Here is a 20,705-nt window from a genome sequence, read left to right as displayed (position 1 = left end):
CCTGCGTGCTTCTGGCCGGGGTCGCCGGCGTTTTCGCCGGCGTGGCCGGGGTACCCCAGCTCAGCGTGAAACCATTGGTGTAACGGAGGTCGGCGCGCTCGATCGGCGCATCCTGGCGGTTGAGCTGCGGCAGCACCTTGACGAAGCGCTGCATGCGCGAGCGCGCGTCGTCACGACCGACCACCACTTCGGTGCCGTTGCTCAGCACCAGCGACCAGCTGCCGCGTGCATCCATCGTCACCCGGCGCACGTCGACGCCGGCCGGTGCAAACAATGCACGCGAGTCGCTGTACAGCTTCATCACTTCCTGGGTCTGGCTGTCCGGGCCATCCAGCTCCGGCAGTTCCAGGTCGGACAGTTTCTTCGGCGTGGGGAACAGCTTGCCCTGCTCGGAGACCAGGCGGTCGTTGCCCCAGCGTGCGAACGGCTTGTGCTCGACCAGGGTCACTTCCAGCACATCCGGCCACTGCTTGCGTACCTGCGCGCTTTCCACCCACGGCAGCTTTTCCAGCGCGTCCTGCGCATCCTGCAGCTTGACCGCGAAGAAGCCGGCGCGCGCGTACGGCAGCAGCACCTGCTGCAGCTGTTCGGCCGGCACCCGCTTGAACTCACCATGCACGCGCAGCTTCGCCAGCGGCCAGCGCTCGGCGCCGACCCAGCCATTGACCACGGCCACCACCGGCAGTGCAACCACCGACAGTGCCAACAGCCAGACGAAGATGCGCAGCAGCGCGTTCATGCGTGCGCGGCCTCCAGGGTCTGTTCCAGCACGCGCCACACCAGTTCCTCGAAACCGATGCCGGCCTGGCCGGCCGCCTTGGGCACCAGCGAATGGCTGGTCATGCCCGGCGCAGTGTTCACTTCCAGCAGGAAGAAACGGCCGCTTGCCCGGTCACGCATCACGTCCACGCGGCCCCAGCCACGGCAGCCGGCGGCGCGGAATGCGGCCAGCGCGATGCGGCGGATCTCGTCTTCGTCGCCACCGTCCAGGCCCGGGCACAGGTACTGGGTGTCCTCGGCGATGTACTTGGCGTTGTAGTCGTACCACTGGCCCTTGGGCACGATGCGGATCGACGGCAGGGCGACGTCGCCAAGGATGGCCACGGTCAGCTCATCGCCCACCACCATCTGTTCCATCAGCAGCTGGCCGTCGTAGCGCGCGGCCAGGGCCACGGCCTCATCCAGGCCCGCCTCGTCGGTGACCCGGCTGATGCCCACGCTGGAGCCTTCGTTGGCCGGCTTCACCACCACCGGCAGGCCCAGCTCGGCGGCCAGCGCATGCACGTTCGACGCGTCGACCTTGCGGTACTGCGGGGTCGGCAGGCCCAGCGACAGCCACACCTGCTTGGTGCGGATCTTGTCCATGCTCAGCGCCGAGCCCAGCACGTCCGAGCCGGTGTACGGCACGCCGAAGGCGTCCATCAGGCCCTGCACGACGCCGTCCTCACCGCCACCGTTGTGGCCATGGAGAATGTTGAACACGCGGTCGATGCCACCGGCGGCGAGCGCGCTGGCCAGCGCCGGAATGCCATCGACGGCGAAGGCATCGACGCCGCGCGACTGCAGGGCTTCGAGCACGTTGCGGCCCGAATCCAGCGACACCTCGCGTTCACTGGAACTGCCGCCGAGCAGCACGGCGACGCGGCCGAACTCGGCCGGGTCGGTCACGCGCAGCGGCGGGAAGGTCAGCGCGCTCACGCCTGGCCCTCCCCCTGGAAGCCTTCCACGGCGATGTGGGTAGCCACGGCACCGATGTCGCCGGCCCCCATCATCAGCAGCAGGTCACCGTCCTGCAGTACATCCGGCAGCACGCTGGCCAGCTCGGCGGCCTTGCCCACCACCACCGGCTCGCTGCGGCCGCGTGCGCGGATGGCGCGGGCCAGCGCATGCGAGTCGGCACCGGCAATGGGTTCCTCACCGGCCGGATAGACCTCGCTCAGCACCAGCGCGTCGACGCTGGACAGCACCGCGGCGAACTTGTCGAACTGGTCGCGGGTACGGCTGTAGCGGTGCGGCTGGAAGGCCACCACCAGGCGCTTGTCAGCCCAGCCGCCGCGGGCGGCGGCGAATACCGCCTCCAGCTCGCTCGGGTGATGGCCGTAGTCGTCGATGATGCGCACCTTGGCACCGCTGGCGGTGGTCACTTCGCCCAGATCATTGAAGCGGCGACCGACACCGGCGAAGCCTTCCAGCGCGCGCGCGATCGCGTCCGGTGCCACGCCCAGCTGCCAGCCCACCGCGGCGGCAGCCAGCGCGTTGAGTACGTTGTGCCTGCCCGGCAGCGCCAGCACCACTTCCTGGCTGGTGCCCTGCGGCAGGCGCAGGGTGAAGCGCATGCGCGAGCCTTCCTGCACCACGTTCTCGGCGCGCACGTCGGCCTGCGGGCTCATGCCGTAGCTCATCACGTGGCGCGGGGTCTTGGCGGCCAGCGCGGCCACTTCCGGATCGTCGATGCACAGCACCGCCAGGCCGTAGAACGGCAGGCGCTGCAGGAATTCGGCGAACGCCGCCTGCACGCGGGCAAAGTCGTTGCCGTAGTTTTCCAGATGATCCGCATCAATGTTCGTGATGATCGACATCAGCGGGTTCAGGCGCAGGAAGCTGCCATCGCTTTCGTCGGCCTCGGCCACCAGCCACTGCCCACCGCCCAGCTTGGCGTTGGCACCGGCAGCCAGCAGCTGGCCACCGATCACGAAGGTCGGGTCCAGGCCACCTTCGCTCAGCACCGCCGCGGTCAGGCTGGTGGTGGTGGTCTTGCCATGGGTACCGGCCACGGCGATACCGCGGCGGAAGCGCATCAGCTCGGCCAGCATCGCCGCGCGCGGCATGATCGGAATGCGCTGGCTGCGCGCTTCCATCAGTTCCGGGTTGTCTTCGCGGATGGCACTGGAGACCACCACGCAGTCGGTGCCCAGCACGTTGGCTGCAGAGTGGCCGCGCATGATGCGCGCCCCCAGGCTGGCCAGGCGGCGGGTTGCCACGTTGTCGGCGTTGTCCGAACCGGACACTTCATAGCCCAGCGTCAGCATCACTTCGGCGATACCGCTCATGCCGGTGCCGCCGATGCCGACGAAATGCACGCGCGGGAACGCGCGCACCAGGTCGTTGGTGTCGTGCAGGCGACGGATCATGCGCGGCCTCGCGCAGGGCAGGCGCGGTGGCATGCCTTCTTCATACAGCTTCCTCGAGAATGATATCGGCGATGCGCTCGGCGGCATCGACCTTGGCCAGGGCACGCGCGGCTTGCGCCATCTGCATGCGGCGGGCGGGATTTTCGGACAGATCGCGCAGCAGTGCGGCAATGCCGTCGGCCAGCGTTCCGTCCTGCTTCAGCAACACCGCCGCGCCGCGCTCGACCAGGTACTCCGCGTTGCGGGTCTGGTGATCGTCGACGGCAGCGGGGAATGGCACCAGCACGCTGCCGACACCGACCGCGCACAGCTCGGCCAGGGTCGACGCGCCGGCGCGGCAGACAACCAGGTCAGCCCAGGCGAAAGCCTCGGCCATGTCGGCGATGAACGGGGTGATTTCCGCCTGCACGCCGGCCTTGGCATATGCCTCGACCGCTTCGGCATGCATCTTCTCGCCGCTCTGGTGGCGCACCTGCACCGGCACGCCGGCGCCCAGCGCGGCGATCGCCTGCGGCACGCCGGTGTTGAGTGCACGCGCGCCCTGGCTGCCCCCGACCACCAGCACGCGCAGCGGGCCGTGACGGTCGGCGAAGCGCTGGTCCGGCGGCGCAATGGCGGCGATTTCCGCACGCACCGGGTTGCCGACGAATTCCTCGCGCTGGGCGAAGGTGCCCGGGAAGCCGGTCAGCAGCCGGCGCGCATAGCGCGACAGGACGCGGTTGGTCAGGCCCGGTGCACGGTTCTGCTCATGCACGATCAGCGGCATCCGGTGCAGGCGCGTGGCCATGCCACCAGGGCCGGAGGCGAAGCCACCGAAGGCCACCACGGCACGCGGCTGGCGCTTGCGGATGATCATGCCGGCCGCGCGCAGCGCGCGCATCAGCCGCCATGGCGCCGCCAGCAGCGCCAGCTTGCCCTTGCCGCGCAGGCCGGTGATCGCCAGCGTGTCGATGGCGATGTCGTGCTGCGGCACCAGGCGGGTTTCCATCGCGCCTTCGGCGCCCATCCAGGTGACCGGCACGCCGCGCTCGCGCAGCACGCGGGCCACGGCCAGGCCGGGGAAGATGTGACCGCCGGTGCCACCGGCCAGGATCATCACCGGGCGCCCCTTCTCGTCGGCTGCATTCATGACAGCCTCCCGAAGGTCGGTTCGATGCGCGACTGCAGGCGGCTGGTGCCGCGCGCGGCGTTCGCCGCCGCGGCAGCCGTCGGCTCGGCGCTCACCGGCACGCTGGCGGCCGCCGGCGTGGCGGCGGCGTCCATCGGCTCGGCAGTGGCTTCTTCGGCGCCACCGATGCGCACGGCCTGGCGACGCTCGGCGCGCTTGAGCTCGTAGGACACGCGCAGCAGCAGGCCCATCGCCACGCAGGTCATCAGCACCGACGAGCCGCCGGAGGAGATCAGCGGCAGGGTCAGGCCCTTGGTCGGCAGGATGCCCAGGTTCACGCCGATGGAAACGAAGGTCTGCATGCTGATCCACAGGCCAATGCCGAAGGCGATGTAACCGGAGAAGTGGCGCTTCATTTCCACGCAGCGCATGCCCAGCCAGAAGGTGCGGCCGACCAGCAGCGCATACAGCGCCACGATCACGCAGGTACCCAGGAAACCGAATTCCTCGGCGGTGACCGAGAAGATGAAGTCGGTGTGCGCTTCGGGCAGGTAGTACAGCTTCTGCACCGAATTGCCCAGGCCGACGCCGGTCCACTCGCCACGGCCCACCGCCATCAGCGCGTTGGACAGCTGGTAGCCGTCGCCCTGCTGGTCGGCCCACGGGTCCAGGAACGAGGTGATGCGGCGCATGCGGTACGGCTCGATGATCGCCAGTGCGCTCATGCCGACCAGGCCGATGACCACCGGCATCGACATGCGCGGCATGTTCACCCCGCCCAGCACCAGCATGCCGGCGGTGATCGCCAGCAGCAGGGTCGAAGAACCGAAGTCCGGCTGCAGCAGCAGCAGCACCACCAGCGCACCGGCCACGCCCAGCGGCTTGAGCATCGCCGGCCAGGTTGCATTGACCTCGTCGCGGAAGCGCACCAGGTAGCTGGACAGCCAGACGATGTACAGCACCTTCACCGCCTCGACTGTCTGGAACTTGGAGATGCCCAGGTTGATCCAGCGGCGTGCGCCGTTGACCGTGCTGCCCAGGCCCGGCGCGAACACCGCCAGCAGCAGCACGAAGCAGCCCAGCAGCAGCATCTGGTTGTACTGCTCGATGGATTTCAGCTCGGTGCGGGCGGCGATGACCGCCAGCACGATACCCACCGCCAGGAAGATCAGGTGGCGGTTGAGGTAGTAGAACGGGCTGCTCATCAAGGCGATCGAGCTGGACGCCACCATCACCACGCCCACGCCGGTGAGCGCGATGATCGCGCCCAGCAGCCACTTGTCGTAGCTGCCTTCGATGGCTTCAAGGCGTGTTGCCTGGCGGGACAGGTCGTTCATCTCAGCGCACCTTCAACGTGGCCAGGCCGATCAGGACGAGCACGACGGAGATGATCCAGAAGCGCACGATCACGCGCGGCTCCGGCCAGCCCTTCAGTTCGAAATGGTGGTGGATCGGCGCCATGCGGAACACGCGCTTGCCGGTCAGCTTGAACGAAGCGACCTGGATCATCACCGACAGCGTTTCGATGACGAACACGCCACCCATGATCACCAGCACCAGTTCCTGGCGGGTGATCACCGCGATCGTGCCCAGCACCGCGCCCAGCGCCAGCGCACCAATGTCGCCCATGAAGACCATGGCCGGATAGGTGTTGAACCACAGGAAACCCAGGCCGGCACCGGCGATGGCCGCGCAGATGATGACCAGTTCGCCGGCGCCCGGGATCTGCGGGATCTGCAGGTAGTTGGCGAACACCACGTTGCCCGAGGCGTAGGCGAATACGCCCAGTGCGCAGGCCACCAGCACGGTCGGCATGATCGCCAGGCCGTCCAGGCCGTCGGTCAGGTTCACCGCGTTGGAGAAGCCGACGATCCAGAAGTAGGCGATGGCCACGAAGCCGATGCCGGCCAGCGGCAGCGCGACCGACTTGAACATCGGGATGTAGAAGGTCAGCGCTGCCGGCACGTCGGCCGTGTAGAACAGGAACAGGCCCGCAGCCAGGCCGAAGATCGACTGCAGCAGGTACTTCCAGCGCGACTTCAGGCCGTTCGGGTCGCGACGGACGATCTTGATCCAGTCGTCATACCAGCCGATGGCGCCGAAGCACAGCATCACCGCCAGTACCAGCCACACGTAGCGGTTGCGCAGGTCCGCCCACATCAGCACCGACAGGGTGATGGTGAGCAGGATCAGCGAACCGCCCATGGTCGGCGTGCCGGCCTTGGAGAAATGGGTCTGCGGACCGTCCTGGCGGATCGGCTGGCCGCCCTTGAACTGGGCGAGCTTGCGGATCATCGCCGGGCCGAGCCACAGCGACAGGAACAGGGCCGTCAGCGCGGCAAGGATGGCGCGGAACGTCTGGTAGTTGAACAGCCCGAACAGGCTCTCCAACTGCTGCAACCATCGAGCCAGTTCATACAACATGCGGGGATTCCTCTCCTTGCGCCAGCAGCGCTTTGACGATCAGGTCCATGGCACTGCCACGGGAACCCTTGACCAGGCAGCGCACACCAGCGTGCAACTCGTCCTGCAGCGCCTGTGACAGCGCACCATGGGTAGCGAAATGGCGTCCGCCTTCACCGAAGGCGGCCGCAGCGGCGGCACTGAGCGGACCCAGTGCATACAGCCGCTTCAGGCCGGCGGCGCGTGCCCGGATGCCGGCCTGCGCATGCAGCGCCTCGCCGTCCGGGCCCAGCTCGCGCATGTCACCCAGCACCAGCCAGCCCTCTTCCGGGGCAGCGGCCAGGGCATCGATGGCCGCAGCCAGCGAGCCGGGATTGGCGTTGTAGCTGTCGTCCACCAGCACCGCGCCGTTGCGCAGCTGATGGGCGATCTGGCGTCCCGGTACCGGCTGCGCCTCGGCCAGTCCGGCCGCAATCAGCGCCAGATCGACACCGGCCGCCAGCGCCAGGCTGGCGGCGGCCAGCGCATTGCTGACGTTGTGGCGACCCGGCAGGCCCAGCACCACGCGGGCCTCGCCGGTCGGCGCGACCAGGGTGAACTGGCTGCCCTGCGCACCGGCGCGGATGTCGCGCGCGGTCACGTCCGCCGAGTGTTCCAGGCCATAGCGCAGCACGCGGCAACGCGCCGGAGTGCCGACGACGTGCTGTTCGAACCAGCGGCCGTAGGCATCGTCGGCGTTGATCACCGCCACGCCATCGGCCGGCAGCGCGGCGTAGATCGCGCCCTTGGTCACCGCCACCCCGAGCAGGCTGCCCATACGTTCCAGGTGCGCCGGGGCGATGTTGTTGACCAGCGCATAACGCGGGCGGGCGATGTCGGTCAGGTAGGCGATGTCGCCCGGCTTGCCGGCGCCCATCTCGTAGACGGCGTAGTCGGCGTCTTCCGGGGCATCGATCACCGCCAGCGGCAGGCCGATCTCGTTGTTGCGGTTGCCCGGGTTGGCGTAGACCACCTTGTGCGCGTGCTGGGCCACCTGCTGCAGGATCGACAGCAGCAGGTTCTTCACGCTGGTCTTGCCATTGCTGCCGGTGATCGCGAACACCTCGGTGCTACGGTCACGCTGCATGCCGGTAGCGATCTTCGCCAGCGCCAGTTCGCTGTCGGCCACCAGCACCTGCGGCAGTTCGACCGGCAGCAGGCGCTCGACCAGCAGCGCACTGGCACCGCGCGCCTGCGCGTCGGCCGCGAAGTCATGGCCGTCGAAACGCTCGCCGCGCAGCGCCACATACAGGCTGCCCGGGCCCAGGTTGCGGGTGTCATTGCTGACCGCATCGATGGCCACGTCGTCGCCGTGGATCTCGCCACCGGCCCAGTGTGCGATCAGCGAAAGCAGGGTGCGCTTCATGCGGCGCCCTCCCCGGCCTGTGCCTGCAGGACACCGGCCTTGGCCGCCAGTGCAGCGGCAGCCACTTCGGTGTCGTCGAAGTCATGGCGCACGCCATTCACTTCCTGGTACGGCTCATGGCCCTTGCCGGCAATCAGGATGATGTCGCCGGCGCCGGCACGCTTCACCGCCAGGCCGATCGCACGCGCGCGGCTGCGCTGCACGGTCACGGCATCAGCGTGCTGGAAGCCGGCCAGGATGTCGGCCACGATCACGTCGCCGTCTTCGCCACGCGGGTTGTCGTCGGTGACGATGACCTGGTTGGCCAAGCGCTCGGCAATCGCCGCCATCTGCGGACGCTTGCCGGTATCGCGCTCGCCACCACAGCCGAACACGCAGAACAGCGTGCCCTGCAGATGGCCGTGCAGGCTGTCCAGCGCCTGTTCCAGCGCGTCCGGGGTATGCGCGTAGTCGACCACCACGGTCGGCAGGCCGTCTTCGCCGCCGAGGCGGTTCATGCGGCCACGGATCGGCTGCAGCGCCGACAGCACCTCGGCGATGCGCGGCAGCGGCTGGCCCTGCGCGTGCAGGGTGCCGGCCACGGCCAGCAGGTTGTCCACGTTGAAGCGGCCCAGCAGCGGCGACTGCACCGCGGCACGCTGGCCGTCGATGACCAGCTCGAAGGCAATACCGCGCCCATCCAGCTGCAGCGCTTCGGCGCGCACGCTGGCGTCAGTGGCACCGCGCGAGCTCAGGCCGATCGGTTGCACGCCGGCAGGCAGGCCGGCGAACAGCTGGCGACCGAAGGCGTCGTCCAGGTTCACCACCGCCGCCTTCAGGCCCGGGCGATGGAACAGCCGCGCCTTGGCCGCGCCGTAGCTGGCCATGTCACCGTGGTAGTCCAGATGGTCGCGGGTGAGGTTGGTGAACACCGCCACGTCGTAGTGCACGGCGTCCACGCGCCCCTGGTCCAGCGCGTGCGAACTGACTTCCATCGCCACTGCGCGCGCACCGGCGTCGCGCAGCTGGGCCAGCAACGCATGCATCTGCAGCACCAGCGGCGTGGTGAAGCCGGTCGGCTCGACCGCACCATAAAGTCCGGCGCCCAGCGTGCCGATACTGCCACTGGGCGTTCCGAGCAGGTGCCAGGCCTGGGCCAGCAGCTGCACGGTGGAGGTCTTGCCGTTGGTGCCGGTCACCCCGACCATCGCCATTGCCCGCGACGGCGCGCCGTGGAACTGGTCGGCCATCGCCCCCATGCGCGCCCGCAGGCCCGGCACGGCGATCGCATCGGCCGGCGCCGGCAGATCGGCCGGTGCCGGTGGCTCGAACAGGATGGCGCTGGCACCGGCCGCACGGGCCTGCTCGACAAAGCCCAGGCCATGCGCGCCGAAACCGGCGATGGCGACGAAGGCATTGCCGGGGCGCACGGCGCGGCTGTCCAGCACCAGGCCGGTCAGAACGGGATCATGGCCCGCCAGGGCCACGTCCGGAAGCAACTGCGAAAGCAACATCGAAGGACTCATTGCGTGCCTCCCGTAGCGGGCGGCGTCTGGGCTTGCGCGCTCGGCAGCGCGGCATCGAATTCAGCGGCGGCATCGACCGGCAGCGCGGTCTCGGCCGGCGGTGCGGGCAGGATCGAGGCCGAATGGCCGACCTTGCCCGACTGCTGTGCGGCCAGCCACGACTGCAGGTCATCCAGCGGCACGTCCATCAAGCGCAGGGTGCCTTCCATCACGTTGTGATAGACCGGCGCCGACACCAGGCCACCGTAGAACTTGCCGGCCTGCGGATCGTTGATGACGATGACGGTGGCGAAGCGCGGGTTGGTGGCCGGCACCACGCCGGCAAACAGCGCGTTGTAATGGCCGCGCTCGTAACCGCCCGGACCGGCCTTGCGTGCGGTGCCGGTCTTGCCGGCCACGCGGTAGCCCAGCACCGCCGCCTGCTTGGCGCCGCCCTGGGTGACCACCGTTTCCATCATCGCCACCACCTGCCTGGCGACGTTCTCGTCGATGATCTGCTGGCCTTCGTTGCGCTGGCCCTTGACGAAAGTCGGCGCGATCAGGCGCCCGCCGTTGGCCAGCGCCGAGTACGCGGTGGCAATCTGCAGTGGCGTGACCGACAGGCCGTAGCCGTAGGACATGGTGGTCTTGGTGGTCCCCGACCAGCGCGCCGGACGCATCACCACACCGGCCGATTCACCCGGGAAACCGCTGTGCGGCGCCGAACCATAGCCGAAGCGGCGCACGCCGTCATAGAAGGTCTGGTCCGGCATCTTCGCCGCAACCTTGGCTGCACCCACGTTCGAACTGCGGGTGATCACGCCGGTCACGTTCAGCACGCCGTTGTTGCGTGGCACGTCGCGGATGGTGAAGCGACCCAGCGTCATGTAGCCCGGGTTGGTGTCGATGATGGTGTCCTTGGTCACCGCACCGGCCTGCAGCGCGGTGGCGATGGTCAGCGGCTTCATCGTCGAACCCGGCTCGACCAGGTCGGTCACCGCGCGGTTGCGGCGCGTATCAGGGATCGCGCCGGTCAACGAATTCGGGTTGTAGGTCGGCAGATTGACCATGGCCAGGATCTCGCCGGTGGTCACGTCCATGATCACCATCGAACCGCCGGCCGCCTTGTTGGCCACCAGCGCGTTGCGCAGTTCCTTGAAGGCCAGGTACTGGATGCGGCGGTCGATGCTGAGGGTCAGGTCCTTGCCCGGCTCGGCGGCGCGCAGCAGATCGCTTTCGACGGTCTCGCCCTTGCGGTTGCGGATCACCCGCTTGGCACCCGGCTTGCCGCGCAGCCATTCGTCGAACGCCAGCTCCAGGCCTTCCTGGCCGCGGTCGTCGATGTTGGTGAAGCCCAGCACGTGCGCCATCGCCTCACCCTGCGGGTAGAAGCGGCGGAACTCGCGCTGTGCGGCCACGCCCGGAATCTTCAGCGCCACCACCTTCTCTGCCTCGTCCGGGTTGATCCGGCGGCGCAGGTACATGAATTCCTTGTCCGACTTCTGCGACAGGCGGCTGCTCAGCTCATCCACCGACATGCCGACCGCCTGGGCCAGCTCGGGGATGCGCTCGGGCGAACGCAGCAGGTCCTGCGGGTTGACCCAGATCGAGGCAACCGGCGTGGACACCGCCAGCGGCTCGCCGTTGCGGTCGGTGATCATGCCGCGCGAGGTCTTGATCGGCAGCTCGCGCAGGTAGCGGGCCTCGCCCTGGCGCTGGTAGAAGTCGCTGTTGATGATCTGCACGTAGGCCGCGCGGCCGACCAGCGACACCGAGCACAGGCCAAGCGCCAACGCGACCCAGCGCAGGCGCTGGCGCAGGTTGAAGGCATTACGTGGACGGTTGCGACCGGCCTTGCTCATGGGCGCACCACCACGATGTCGGCGGCCTCGGGGAACTTCATGCCGAGCTTTTCGCGGGCGATGCGATCGACACGGTTGGCTTCGGCCAGCGTGGCCTGCTCCAGCTGCAGGCGACCGAATTCCAGGTTGATGTCATCGCGCTTGCGCTCGGCGCGCGACAGCTCGATGAACGTCTGCCGATGACGGTGACGCACGAACACGACGCCGATCGCCGAGGCCACGGTGCAGGCCAGCAGGATGATCAGCAGCAGCCGGCTCATGCGTCGGCCTCCCGCTTCTGGGCCACGCGCAGCACAGCGCTGCGGGCGCGCGGGTTGGCGGCCAGCTCTTCGTCGGTGGCCTTGATGGCGCCGCCGATCAGGTCCAGCGTCGGCACGAATGCAACGGCCTCGGGCAGGCGGCGGTTGGCCGGCGGCGCCTTGGCCAGGCGGTTCATGTACTGCTTGACGATGCGGTCTTCCAGCGAGTGGAAGCTGATCACCGCCAGGCGGCCGCCGGGCTTGAGCCGTTCCACGGCCGCATCGAGACCGGCTTCCAGATCGGCCAGCTCGCGGTTGATGTGGATGCGGATGGCCTGGAAGGTGCGCGTGGCCGGGTGGATCTTGTCTTTCCCACGCGGCATCACCGAGGCGATCAGCTCGGCCAGTTCGGCGGTGCGGGTGAACGGCTGCTTCTCGCGGCGGGCCACGATGGCGCGGGCGATGCGCCGGCTCTGCCGCTCTTCGCCGTAGGTCCACAGCACATCAGCGATCTCGCGCTCTTCCACGCGGTTGATCCACTGCGCGGCGCTTTCACCGCTGTCCGGGTCCATGCGCATGTCCAGCGGGCCGTCCTTGCCGAAGCTGAAGCCACGTTCGGCCACGTCCAGCTGCGGCGACGACACGCCCAGGTCGAACAGCACGCCGTCCAGGCCTTCGGCCGTCGCATCCCACTGCAGCAGCTGGGCGAAGCTGCCACGGAAGATGGACACGCGCGGGTCCGGCGCGAAATCGCGCTCGGCAACGGCGATGGCTTCCGGATCCTTGTCCATGACCAGCAGGCGCCCCTCGGGACCGAGCTGGGTGAGCACGCCACGTGCATGACCGCCACGACCGAACGTGCCATCCAGATAACGTCCGTTTTCGATCACCCTCAGGCCTTCAAGGACCTGGGTGTACAGGACCGGCAGGTGCACCGCCGGCGACTGCGACACCGGAAGGTGACCGGCCTGCGCTTCTGGGCGCATCCGGGCACCCCGGCTCACAACTTCAGGTCGAGCAACCCATCACCCAGATCCTCGTCAGACAACGTCTGCTGGATCAGGGCCCGATGCGCCTGCTCGCTCCACAATTCGAACTTGTCGCCCATGCCGAGCAATACCGCCTTCTTCTCAATGCCCACCGCACCGCGGTGGCTGGCGGGGATGCTGATGCGACCGTTGCCGTCCAGTTCCAGATGGGCGGCCGAGCCGACCAGCTTCTGCTGCAACAGGCGCACGACGCGCTGGGTGTTGGGCTTGGACATCACATCGTCGCGGACCCGCTCCCATTCCGACTCTGCGTACAGCCACAGGCAGCCGGCTTCGAACGGGTTGTAGGTCAGCACGAGACGGTTGTTGCTGGCGCGCGCGACGAGGTCGCGGTAAGCGGTGGGAACCGCCATGCGCCCCTTGTCGTCAACTGTGATGGCCGTCTCGCCCTGGAACACGACGCCTGCACCTTGTCCTTCGCCCGGTGAAACATTGAACCACGAAAACCCACAAAACACCCGGATTTCCCTCTGATGCCCACCTTAGCAGCGGGCGGAGGGTTGTCAACAACTTTTCAGCAGGGAAATCGCCAGCCGCATCAATGGCTTGCAACAACCTTTAGAGAATTGTTCAAGGCTTATCCACAAGTTGCTGATCCGTCTCAATTTTTGAGATTGAACGGAAGTTCAGGGGCGTGGACAGGGCGTGAAACATCAGCCGCGCATTCATCCGGAGCGGGCCGGAAACGGCGCCAGACTGCGCAAACCGTGCACAATGAAGCCATGTGCCTGCTCGCTCTTGGCTGGATGCACCACCCGCGCTGGCGGCTGGTGATGGCCGGCAACCGTGATGAGTTCCACGCCCGCCCGACGGCGGCGCTGGCCCCCTGGCAGGATGAGACGTCTGTCATCGGCGGTCGCGATCTGCGCTCCGGCGGAGGCTGGGCCGGGGTTGGCGCCTCGGGCCGGATGGCGGTGGTCACCAACGTCCGCGACCCGCTGGCGGCCCAGACCGGCCCATCGCGGGGCGCGCTGGTGGCCGACTTCCTGCGCGGCCGCGACCCGGCGGCCGTGCATATCGACCGCTTGGCGACCGTGGCTGGCGCCTACGCCCCGTTCAATCTCCTGCTGGCCGATAGCGACAGCCTGGAGTACCTGGGCAACCATCCCGCCGAACGGCAGACGCTTGGCCCGGGCGTACACGGCATGTCCAACGGCGCGCTGGACGCCCCCTGGCCGAAGACCCGGCGGCTGATGGCGGCCCTTGAAGCCTGGCTGCAGAAAGACGGGGGCAGATCCCTTTCGCAACGCGAGAGGGATCTGACCCCGGACCTGACCCCGCTCTGGAATGCCCTGGCCGATGAACACCGCCCCGCCGACAGCGACCTGCCCGACACCGGCATCGGCCTGGAACGCGAGCGCTGGCTGAGCCCGGCCTTCATCCGCGGCGACGACTACGGCACCCGCGCCAGCACCGTGCTGCTGATCGACGCCGACGGCCACGGCGAGATCCACGAACGCCGCTTCGGCCCGCAGGGCGTCCCCAGCGGACAAAGCCACGTCATTTTCTGACCCGGTCATGACGGCCCCTGGCCGGCATCTCTTTCCAGCAGGGTAGTGCCGGCCGCTGGCCGGCAACCTCCGGATCTTCAGGCAGGCCACACAGCTGCGGGCCAGCGGCCGGCACTACCCGCTCCAGGACTGCCAACGGCGTCATTCAGCTTCCCGGCGCAGCGCCTTCTCGCCCGCACCACAGGGCCTGCGCCACCGCGGCCATCCCACTGTGCCCTTTTTGCGTCTGCCACTGTGTCTATAAATGCCGCCCGCAACCTCCCAGGGTGGTCGCGCCCGGCAGCACGCCGCGCGATCGACCGCAACCACAAGGAGGCCCCATGCGCCGCATCCTCATCCTGCTCGCCACCCACCTGCTCACCCTCGGCCTGGGCTTCGGCCTGGGCGTCTACTTCCTGCCGATCCTGATCGCCCCCGATGACCCGCCGACCACCCAGGTACAGGCCGCGATGAAGGACGCCACCTACCGCACCACCTTCCGCCGCGACCTCAAAGGCAGCGATGCGGTTCACTGGGCCGAAGGCAAGGTCAGCGTCAGCGCCACCCAGGTCGCCTTCGACGGGAAGATGGGACCGGGCCCGGATTACAAGGTGTACCTTGTGCGCGACTTCGTCGACAACAAGGCCGACTTCCTGAAGATCAAGGCGCAGGCCCAGCGCATCGGCGAAGTGAAGACCTTCAACCGCTTCCTGGTCGAGGTGCCCGCGAACGTGGACGTGGACGACTACACCACCGTCGTGGTGTGGTGCGAGCGCTTCTCGCAGTTCATTTCCGCCGGGCAGTACCGTACGCCGGGCTGAGGACCGCGCGACGTCGAGGTAGTGCCGCTGGCCGGCGGCACTCTGTCCGCCGCTGCGGGCATCGTGAAGCTGCCGGCCAGAGGCCGGCACTACCGATGCGCGGTCCATGCCTATGGAAGAAAGAGGCGGAGCCGGCCGATAAGCCGGGTTCTGTCGTGGACAGTCATTCCTCTAGGCGTTACGTCACCGCAACGCTCAAGCAACCTACCCGGATCCAACGCGGGCCGCGCCAAAGGATCCCTATTTGGTCTTGCTCCAGGTGGGGTTTGCCGTGCCGGTCTGTTGCCAGACTCGCGGTGCGCTCTTACCGCACCATTTCACCCTTACCGGCCTTCCGAAGAAGACGTAGGCGGTATCTTTCTGTTGCACTTTCCGTCGGCTTGCGCCGCCCAGGCGTTACCTGGCACCTTGCCCTATGGAGCCCGGACTTTCCTCGGCACCCCCGAAGGGATGACGCGACTGTCTGGCCGGCTCCGCCAGCGCACATTCTAGCCTACGCACGCCCGTCCTGCCGTGCCGATCGCGGCATCCGGTTCATCCACGCGTGGCGTGGCTCTACCGATTCACTGGACAGGGCCGACGAAACCCGCACCGCTCTGGTGGTGCGGATTCCGCTCTGGTGGGTGCGGACCTTGGTCCGCACGATCCATCAACTCCCGTACAGCGCCTTGCGCGGTGCGCCGGTCAACTCAGCAGCCAGCTTGGCAGCGGTCGACGGCGGCAGGTGCTCGCTCAGCTTCGCGTAGACACGGCGACCATGCGCCAGCTGCGCTTCCTCGTCGTCACCAGCACCCTGCACCATCACCACGAACTCCCCCTTGCGCTGGTTGTCGTCCGCCTCGACCTGGGCCAGCAGCCCCGCCAGGTCACCATCGAGCACGGTCTCGAACAGCTTGGTCAGCTCGCGGGCCAGCACCGCCGGGCGCTCGCCGCCGAAGATCGCCGCCATGTCGGCCAGCGACTCGGCGATGCGGTGCGAGGATTCGTAGAACACCATCGTGCGCACTTCGCCAGCCAGCGCCTGCAGGCGGTCGCGGCGGCCGCTGGCCTTGGCCGGCAGGAAGCCCTCGAAGCTGAAACGGTCGCTGGGCAGGCCGGCCACGCTCAGGGCAGCGATGGCGGCGCAGGCGCCGGGCACCGGGCTGACCTTGATACCCGCCGCGCGCGCGGCACGCACCAGGCGGAAACCGGGGTCACTGACCAGCGGGGTACCCGCATCGCTGACCAGCGCCAGCGACTCGCCGGCCTGCAGACGCGAGACCAGGCGCTGCGCCAGGGCCTCTTCATTGTGTTCGTGCAGGGCCACCAGCGGTTGCTGGATGCCAAAATGGGACAGCAGCTGGCCGCTGCGGCGGGTGTCCTCGGCACAGATGGCCGCCACCGAACGCAGCACCTCCTGCGCGCGCGGGCTCAGATCGGCCAGGTTGCCGATCGGGGTGGCGACGACGTACAGGGTTGGGACACTCATTTCAGCGGTACTCACGGGGCAAGGGTAGAATCGTAGCGTGTACCCGGCCAAGGCCGCTGCCCTCATCGCATGGACCCGATCATGAACAAGCCCGCCGCACGGATCTCCGCCCTGTCGTTGTCGCTGATGCTGTTGGCCGGTTGTGCCACCACCAGCCTGACCAGCACGCCCGATTCGCCGGCCCAGAGCCAGGCGCTGGCGCTGATCGAACAGGGCAAGCCGCGCGATGCCGCGCTGCAGCTGGAAGGCCTGGCCTCCACCCTGCGCGGCGGTGCCCGCAGCAACGCACTGGCCGATGCGGCCTGGGCCTGGCACCTCGCCGGTGACAGTGCCCGCGCGCGCAGCCTGCTCGGCCAGCTCACCGCACGCCAGCTGTCCGGCGCCAGCCTGCAGCGCTACCAGCTGACCAGTGCCGAGCTGGCCCTGGCCGACAAGCAGCCGGCGCAGGCGCTGGCCCTGCTGAAGGACCACGGCGACAACGTGCTGCCGGCCCTGCGCACGCGCTGGTACCTGGCCCGTGCCAGTGCGCTGCAGGGCACCGGCGATGCCTTCGGTGCCGCCACCGAGCGCGCCCGCGCCCATTCCAGCCTGACCGGCAGCGCGCGCAGCGAGAACCAGGCCGCCATTGCCGGCCTGCTCGGTACCCTCGACGATGCCACCCTGCGCAGCCGTGCCGCCGCCCTGCCGGCCAACGACCCGCTCTACAACTTCGCCGGCCGTGCACTGATCGCGCGCGGCCTGCCGCTGCCGCGCCCGTTCGACCGCGATGGCGCGGCCCAGTTCGACACCAGCAAGCGGCCGCCGGCAATGAGCGACGGTTACCGCCCGCCGGCCAAGCTGGCCGTGCTGCTGCCGCTCAGCGGCCGCCTGGCCACCGCCGCACAGCCGGTGCGCGATGGCCTGTTGAGCGCTTATTACGGTGAAAGCCGCCGCCGCCCGGACATCAACTTCTTCGACACCGCCGGCACCCCGGCCGGTGCCCTGGCCGCCTATGACAAGGCCGTCGCCTCCGGTGCCGACTTCGTGGTCGGTCCGCTGGGCCGCGACGAAGTGGACGCCGTGTACGGCCGCCAGCAGCTGCAGGTGCCGGTGCTGGCCCTGAACCGCGGCAAGGACGCACCGCCGGCCGGCAGTGCGGGCTTTTCGCTGGCACCGGAAGACGACGGCATCGTCGCCGCCGAGTACCTGCGTGGCCGCGAGCGCAGCAAGGCGCTGGTGATCAACAGCGCTGACGACACCGGCCGCCGTGCCGCCGCCGCCTTCGCCCAGCGCTTCGCGCAGCGCGGTGGCCAGGTGGTGGCCACGATCGGCGTCACCGATGCCGTCGGCGATGTCGGCGCGCAGGTGCGTAACGCCGGCCAGGTCGATGCCGTGTTCCTCGCCGTGCGCGCGCCGCAGGCGCGCCTGCTGGCGCCGCAGCTGGCGCTGGCCGGTGCAGGCGGCGCGACCCGCGTCGGCACCTCGCAGCTGACCGTTGGCAGCGGCAAGGTGGAAGAAGACGTGGCGCTGGACGGCATCGTCTATCCGAACGAAGCCTGGAACGTGCGCAGCGTGTCCGGCCTGCCGTCGGCCAGCCAGGTGGCCAGCACCCTGCCGAGCGCACGCGGTGCGGCCGGCCGCCTGTTCGCCTTCGGTGCCGACGCCTGGAAGATCACCGCCTACCTGGACAAACTGTCCAACGAAGGCGGCCTGGACGGTGCCACCGGCACCCTGTTCCTGGACAGCAACGGCAACATCCTGCGCCAGCCGGCCTGGTCGACCTTCAATGGCGGCCGGCCGATGCCGATCGTCGGTGGTCGCTGAGCGCAGCCAACGTGGCTCGGCGGTGGAAGCCGCCGCCGAGCAGCACCTGCAACAGGCCGGACTGCAGCCGCGTGCGCGCAATGTGCGCTATCGCGGCGGTGAATTGGACCTGGTGATGGACGATGCCGGCACCGTGGTGTTCGTGGAAGTGCGCTACCGCGCGCGATCCGATTTCGGTGGCGGCGCCGCTTCAGTCGATGCGCGCAAATGCCGGCGCCTGGCCCATGCCGCGCAGCTGTACCTGCAGGACCACCCGGCGCTGGCCAATGCACCCTGCCGCTTCGATGTGGTGGAAGCCACCGGCGAACCGCCGCAGCTGCACTGGCTGCGGGATGCGTTCCGATTGGATGACTGCTGATGGCTACTCTTTGCCGGCCAGCGGCCGGCACTACCCGTCGGGCCTGCAGCCGGCCAGCGGCCGGTACGACCATGGTGCGTGACTGATGCCGTCGATCATCACCCATGCCGCTGTGCCGCTGGCGCTGTGGTGCGCCGCTGATCGTGGCCGCATCCCACCGCGCCTGCTGGCGGCAGGCGTGATCGCAGCGATGTTGCCCGATGCCGATGTACTGGCCTTTGCGCTGCACATTCCCTATGCCGATGCCTTCGGCCATCGCGGCGCCAGCCACTCACTGCTGTTTGCCGGCGTGCTGGCAGCATTGGCCGCGGCGTTGGCGTTCTTGGGTAGTCGCCGACCTTGGTCGCCGGGTGTGTGCCAACCAAGGTTGGCATCTACCGTACAAGCCGCTGTGTTCGTCTTCGTCTGTGCCGCCAGCCATCCACTGCTCGATGCGATGACCTCCGGTGGCCTCGGCGTCGCGCTGGCCTGGCCGTGGAATGAACACCGCTTCTTCGCGCCGTGGCGACCGATCCGGGTGTCACCGTTCGCGCCACAGTTCTTCAGCGCGCGCGGCCTGGCTACCCTGCTCTCCGAACTGCGTTGGGTGTGGCTGCCGCTGGCTGGCGCCGTTGTCGCCTGGAAACTGATCCAACCCGCTCCTGCGGCCCCACGAGACCTGTCATGAGTCCTTTCCTACCCACCGATTTGGTTACCGAACTGTCCACCCTGCTGGGCGCGGAGGGCTGGCGCATGGATGACGGCGCGCTGGAGGCGAATGCGCAGGACAACTCATGGCGCCATCAGCGGCCGGCTGCAGTGGCGTTTCCGGCGGACATCGAGCAGGTGCAGGCGCTGGTGCGTGCCTGTCGCGCGCATGGCGTGGCGCTGGTCGCGCGCGGCGCCGGCACCGGCACTACCGGTGCAGCGGTCCCGCAGCCGGGCAGCATCGTACTCTCGTTCACCCGCATGGACCGCATCGTCGAGATCCGCGCCGGTGATCGCTGCGCGGTCGTGCAGCCGGGCGTGTTGAACGGCACGCTGCAGCAGGCGCTGGCGCCGCACGGCCTGTTCTGGGCGCCGGACCCGTCCAGCGCCGAGATCTGCAGCATCGGCGGCAACCTGGCCTGCAATGCGGGCGGCCCGCGCGCGGTGAAGTACGGCACCAGCCGCGACAACGTACTGGGCCTGGTGGCGGTGACCGGCACCGGTGAGGTGATCCGCTGCGGTGGTGCCTACACCAAGGACGCCACCGGCTACGACCTCACCCATCTGCTGGTGGGCAGCGAAGGCACGCTGGCACTGATCGTGGAAGCCACGCTGAAACTGACCCCGCTGCCGGTCAGCCAGGCCGGCCTGCGCGTGCTGTACCGCGATGCCGATGCTGCGGCGGCCGGCGTGTCGCGGTTGATGTCGCAGCCGGTGGTACCCACCCGCCTGGAATTCATGGATGCGCGCAGCCTGGAGCTGCTGCGGATGAATGGTGCCGATGTGCCGGAGGCAGGCGCGATGCTGCTGGTCGAGGCCGATGGTGACCACGACACGCTGCCCTATCTGTTGCAGGCATTGGCCAGCGCCGCCGAAGGCGACGGCATGATCGAGCTGGACGTGGCGATGGAAGGCCGTGCACGCGACCAGCTGTGGGCGGCGCGCAGGGCGCTGTCGCCTGCGCTGCGCAGCGTCGCGCCGGGCAAGATCAATGAAGACGTGGTGGTTCCGGTGTCGCGCATTCCGGAACTGGTGGCCGGCGTGCAGGCCCTGGCACGTGACTACGCGCTCACCATCGTCACCTTCGGCCACGCCGGCAACGGCAACCTGCACGTCAACATCCTCTATCACCCGGAGGATGCCGACGAAAACGCGCGCGCGCATGCCGCGCTGCCGAAGATCTTCGAGCTGACACTGGCACTGGGCGGCACGTTGTCGGGCGAACACGGCATCGGCCTGGCCAAGCGCGATTTCATGCCGCAGGCGTTTACACCGGCTACGCTGGCGACGATGCGCGCGATCAAAGCCGCGCTTGACCCGGACGGTATCCTCAACCCGGGCAAGGTACTGCCGCCGGCATAGACCGCGCACACTCCTGTAGAGCCGAGCCCATGCTC

At 68.6% G+C, this 20,705-nt stretch carries 18 protein-coding genes, 1 other RNA gene and 1 pseudogene; 6 read left to right on the top strand and 14 right to left on the bottom strand.

Annotation, left to right across the window (positions count from 1 at the left end):
• Nucleotides 1-61: 61 nt before the first annotated feature.
• The 12 genes and pseudogenes from AC5P66_RS16720 to mraZ all read right to left on the bottom strand — a co-directional run.
• Nucleotides 62-739 (bottom strand): annotated as a pseudogene (locus tag AC5P66_RS16720) (cell division protein FtsQ/DivIB); the annotation flags it as partial.
• Nucleotides 736-1,698, bottom strand: coding sequence for a D-alanine--D-alanine ligase (locus AC5P66_RS16715; protein ID WP_049413127.1), 963 nt, complete (start codon nucleotides 1,696-1,698; stop codon nucleotides 736-738). The gene AC5P66_RS16715 and the pseudogene AC5P66_RS16720, both read right to left, overlap by 4 nt.
• Nucleotides 1,695-3,131, bottom strand: coding sequence for a UDP-N-acetylmuramate--L-alanine ligase (gene murC, locus AC5P66_RS16710; RefSeq protein WP_049439314.1), 1,437 nt, complete (start codon nucleotides 3,129-3,131; stop codon nucleotides 1,695-1,697). Before murC ends, AC5P66_RS16715 begins: the two co-directional genes overlap by 4 nt.
• 40 nt (nucleotides 3,132-3,171) lie before the next feature.
• Entirely contained in the window at nucleotides 3,172-4,260 is a 1,089-nt protein-coding gene (gene murG, locus AC5P66_RS16705; protein WP_099495694.1) for an undecaprenyldiphospho-muramoylpentapeptide beta-N-acetylglucosaminyltransferase, read from the bottom strand.
• The gene (ftsW, locus tag AC5P66_RS16700; protein ID WP_049413122.1) at nucleotides 4,257-5,576 is read right to left on the bottom strand and encodes a putative lipid II flippase FtsW; all 1,320 of its coding nucleotides are present in this window, start codon (nucleotides 5,574-5,576) and stop codon (nucleotides 4,257-4,259) included. The genes murG and ftsW overlap by 4 nt, the downstream gene beginning before the upstream one ends.
• 1 nt (nucleotide 5,577) lies before the next feature.
• Nucleotides 5,578-6,663, bottom strand: a complete 1,086-nt coding sequence (gene mraY, locus AC5P66_RS16695) for a phospho-N-acetylmuramoyl-pentapeptide-transferase (protein ID WP_005415291.1) — start codon at nucleotides 6,661-6,663, stop codon at nucleotides 5,578-5,580.
• Nucleotides 6,653-8,047: a UDP-N-acetylmuramoyl-tripeptide--D-alanyl-D-alanine ligase gene (locus AC5P66_RS16690; RefSeq protein WP_495216514.1), complete on the bottom strand. Its 1,395-nt coding sequence runs from the start codon at nucleotides 8,045-8,047 to the stop codon at nucleotides 6,653-6,655. The genes mraY and AC5P66_RS16690 overlap by 11 nt, the downstream gene beginning before the upstream one ends.
• Nucleotides 8,044-9,552: a UDP-N-acetylmuramoyl-L-alanyl-D-glutamate--2,6-diaminopimelate ligase gene (locus AC5P66_RS16685; protein WP_099495696.1), complete on the bottom strand. Its 1,509-nt coding sequence runs from the start codon at nucleotides 9,550-9,552 to the stop codon at nucleotides 8,044-8,046. Before AC5P66_RS16685 ends, AC5P66_RS16690 begins: the two co-directional genes overlap by 4 nt.
• Nucleotides 9,549-11,393 carry a peptidoglycan D,D-transpeptidase FtsI family protein gene (locus tag AC5P66_RS16680; protein WP_099495697.1) on the bottom strand — a complete coding sequence of 615 codons (1,845 nt, stop codon included), beginning with the start codon at nucleotides 11,391-11,393 and terminating at the stop codon, nucleotides 9,549-9,551. The genes AC5P66_RS16685 and AC5P66_RS16680 overlap by 4 nt, the downstream gene beginning before the upstream one ends.
• Entirely contained in the window at nucleotides 11,390-11,653 is a 264-nt protein-coding gene (gene ftsL, locus AC5P66_RS16675; RefSeq protein ID WP_005415286.1) for a cell division protein FtsL, read from the bottom strand. Before ftsL ends, AC5P66_RS16680 begins: the two co-directional genes overlap by 4 nt.
• Nucleotides 11,650-12,618, bottom strand: a complete 969-nt coding sequence (rsmH, locus tag AC5P66_RS16670) for a 16S rRNA (cytosine(1402)-N(4))-methyltransferase RsmH (protein WP_099495698.1) — start codon at nucleotides 12,616-12,618, stop codon at nucleotides 11,650-11,652. Before rsmH ends, ftsL begins: the two co-directional genes overlap by 4 nt.
• A 14-nt stretch (nucleotides 12,619-12,632) precedes the next feature.
• Nucleotides 12,633-13,079, bottom strand: coding sequence for a division/cell wall cluster transcriptional repressor MraZ (gene mraZ / locus AC5P66_RS16665; protein WP_004143635.1), 447 nt, complete (start codon nucleotides 13,077-13,079; stop codon nucleotides 12,633-12,635).
• A 324-nt stretch (nucleotides 13,080-13,403) separates the two neighbouring features.
• Between mraZ and AC5P66_RS16660 the strand changes: the two genes are divergently transcribed.
• Both AC5P66_RS16660 and AC5P66_RS16655 read left to right on the top strand, forming a co-directional pair.
• Complete coding sequence (locus AC5P66_RS16660; protein WP_049413116.1) at nucleotides 13,404-14,192, top strand: NRDE family protein; 789 nt, start codon at nucleotides 13,404-13,406, stop codon at nucleotides 14,190-14,192.
• 320 nt (nucleotides 14,193-14,512) lie between these two features.
• Nucleotides 14,513-14,992 carry a DM13 domain-containing protein gene (locus AC5P66_RS16655; protein WP_099488421.1) on the top strand — a complete coding sequence of 160 codons (480 nt, stop codon included), beginning with the start codon at nucleotides 14,513-14,515 and terminating at the stop codon, nucleotides 14,990-14,992.
• A gap of 123 nt (nucleotides 14,993-15,115) precedes the next feature.
• Here AC5P66_RS16655 and rnpB read toward each other — a convergent pair.
• Both rnpB and rsmI read right to left on the bottom strand, forming a co-directional pair.
• An RNA gene (gene rnpB / locus AC5P66_RS16650) (RNase P RNA component class A) lies at nucleotides 15,116-15,467 on the bottom strand.
• A 174-nt stretch (nucleotides 15,468-15,641) separates the two neighbouring features.
• Nucleotides 15,642-16,460 carry a 16S rRNA (cytidine(1402)-2'-O)-methyltransferase gene (rsmI, locus tag AC5P66_RS16645; RefSeq protein ID WP_065178763.1) on the bottom strand — a complete coding sequence of 273 codons (819 nt, stop codon included), beginning with the start codon at nucleotides 16,458-16,460 and terminating at the stop codon, nucleotides 15,642-15,644.
• 81 nt (nucleotides 16,461-16,541) lie between these two features.
• On the opposite strand from rsmI, the gene AC5P66_RS16640 reads away from it, so the two are divergent.
• From AC5P66_RS16640 to AC5P66_RS16625, 4 genes are all read left to right on the top strand, one after another.
• Nucleotides 16,542-18,263, top strand: a complete 1,722-nt coding sequence (locus AC5P66_RS16640; protein WP_049413108.1) for a penicillin-binding protein activator — start codon at nucleotides 16,542-16,544, stop codon at nucleotides 18,261-18,263.
• The gene (locus tag AC5P66_RS16635; protein WP_049439300.1) at nucleotides 18,253-18,621 is read left to right on the top strand and encodes a YraN family protein; all 369 of its coding nucleotides are present in this window, start codon (nucleotides 18,253-18,255) and stop codon (nucleotides 18,619-18,621) included. Before AC5P66_RS16640 ends, AC5P66_RS16635 begins: the two co-directional genes overlap by 11 nt.
• 85 nt (nucleotides 18,622-18,706) lie before the next feature.
• Nucleotides 18,707-19,288, top strand: a complete 582-nt coding sequence (locus tag AC5P66_RS16630) for a metal-dependent hydrolase (protein WP_099495699.1) — start codon at nucleotides 18,707-18,709, stop codon at nucleotides 19,286-19,288.
• Nucleotides 19,285-20,670 (top strand): FAD-binding oxidoreductase, encoded by a 1,386-nt coding sequence (locus tag AC5P66_RS16625; protein WP_099495700.1) that lies wholly within the window; start codon nucleotides 19,285-19,287, stop codon nucleotides 20,668-20,670. The genes AC5P66_RS16630 and AC5P66_RS16625 overlap by 4 nt, the downstream gene beginning before the upstream one ends.
• Nucleotides 20,671-20,705 lie beyond the last annotated feature (35 nt).

This window comes from Stenotrophomonas sp. YJH_SMC_122 (assembly GCF_059369535.1).
This window is presented reverse-complemented; position numbering and strand designations above follow the sequence as displayed.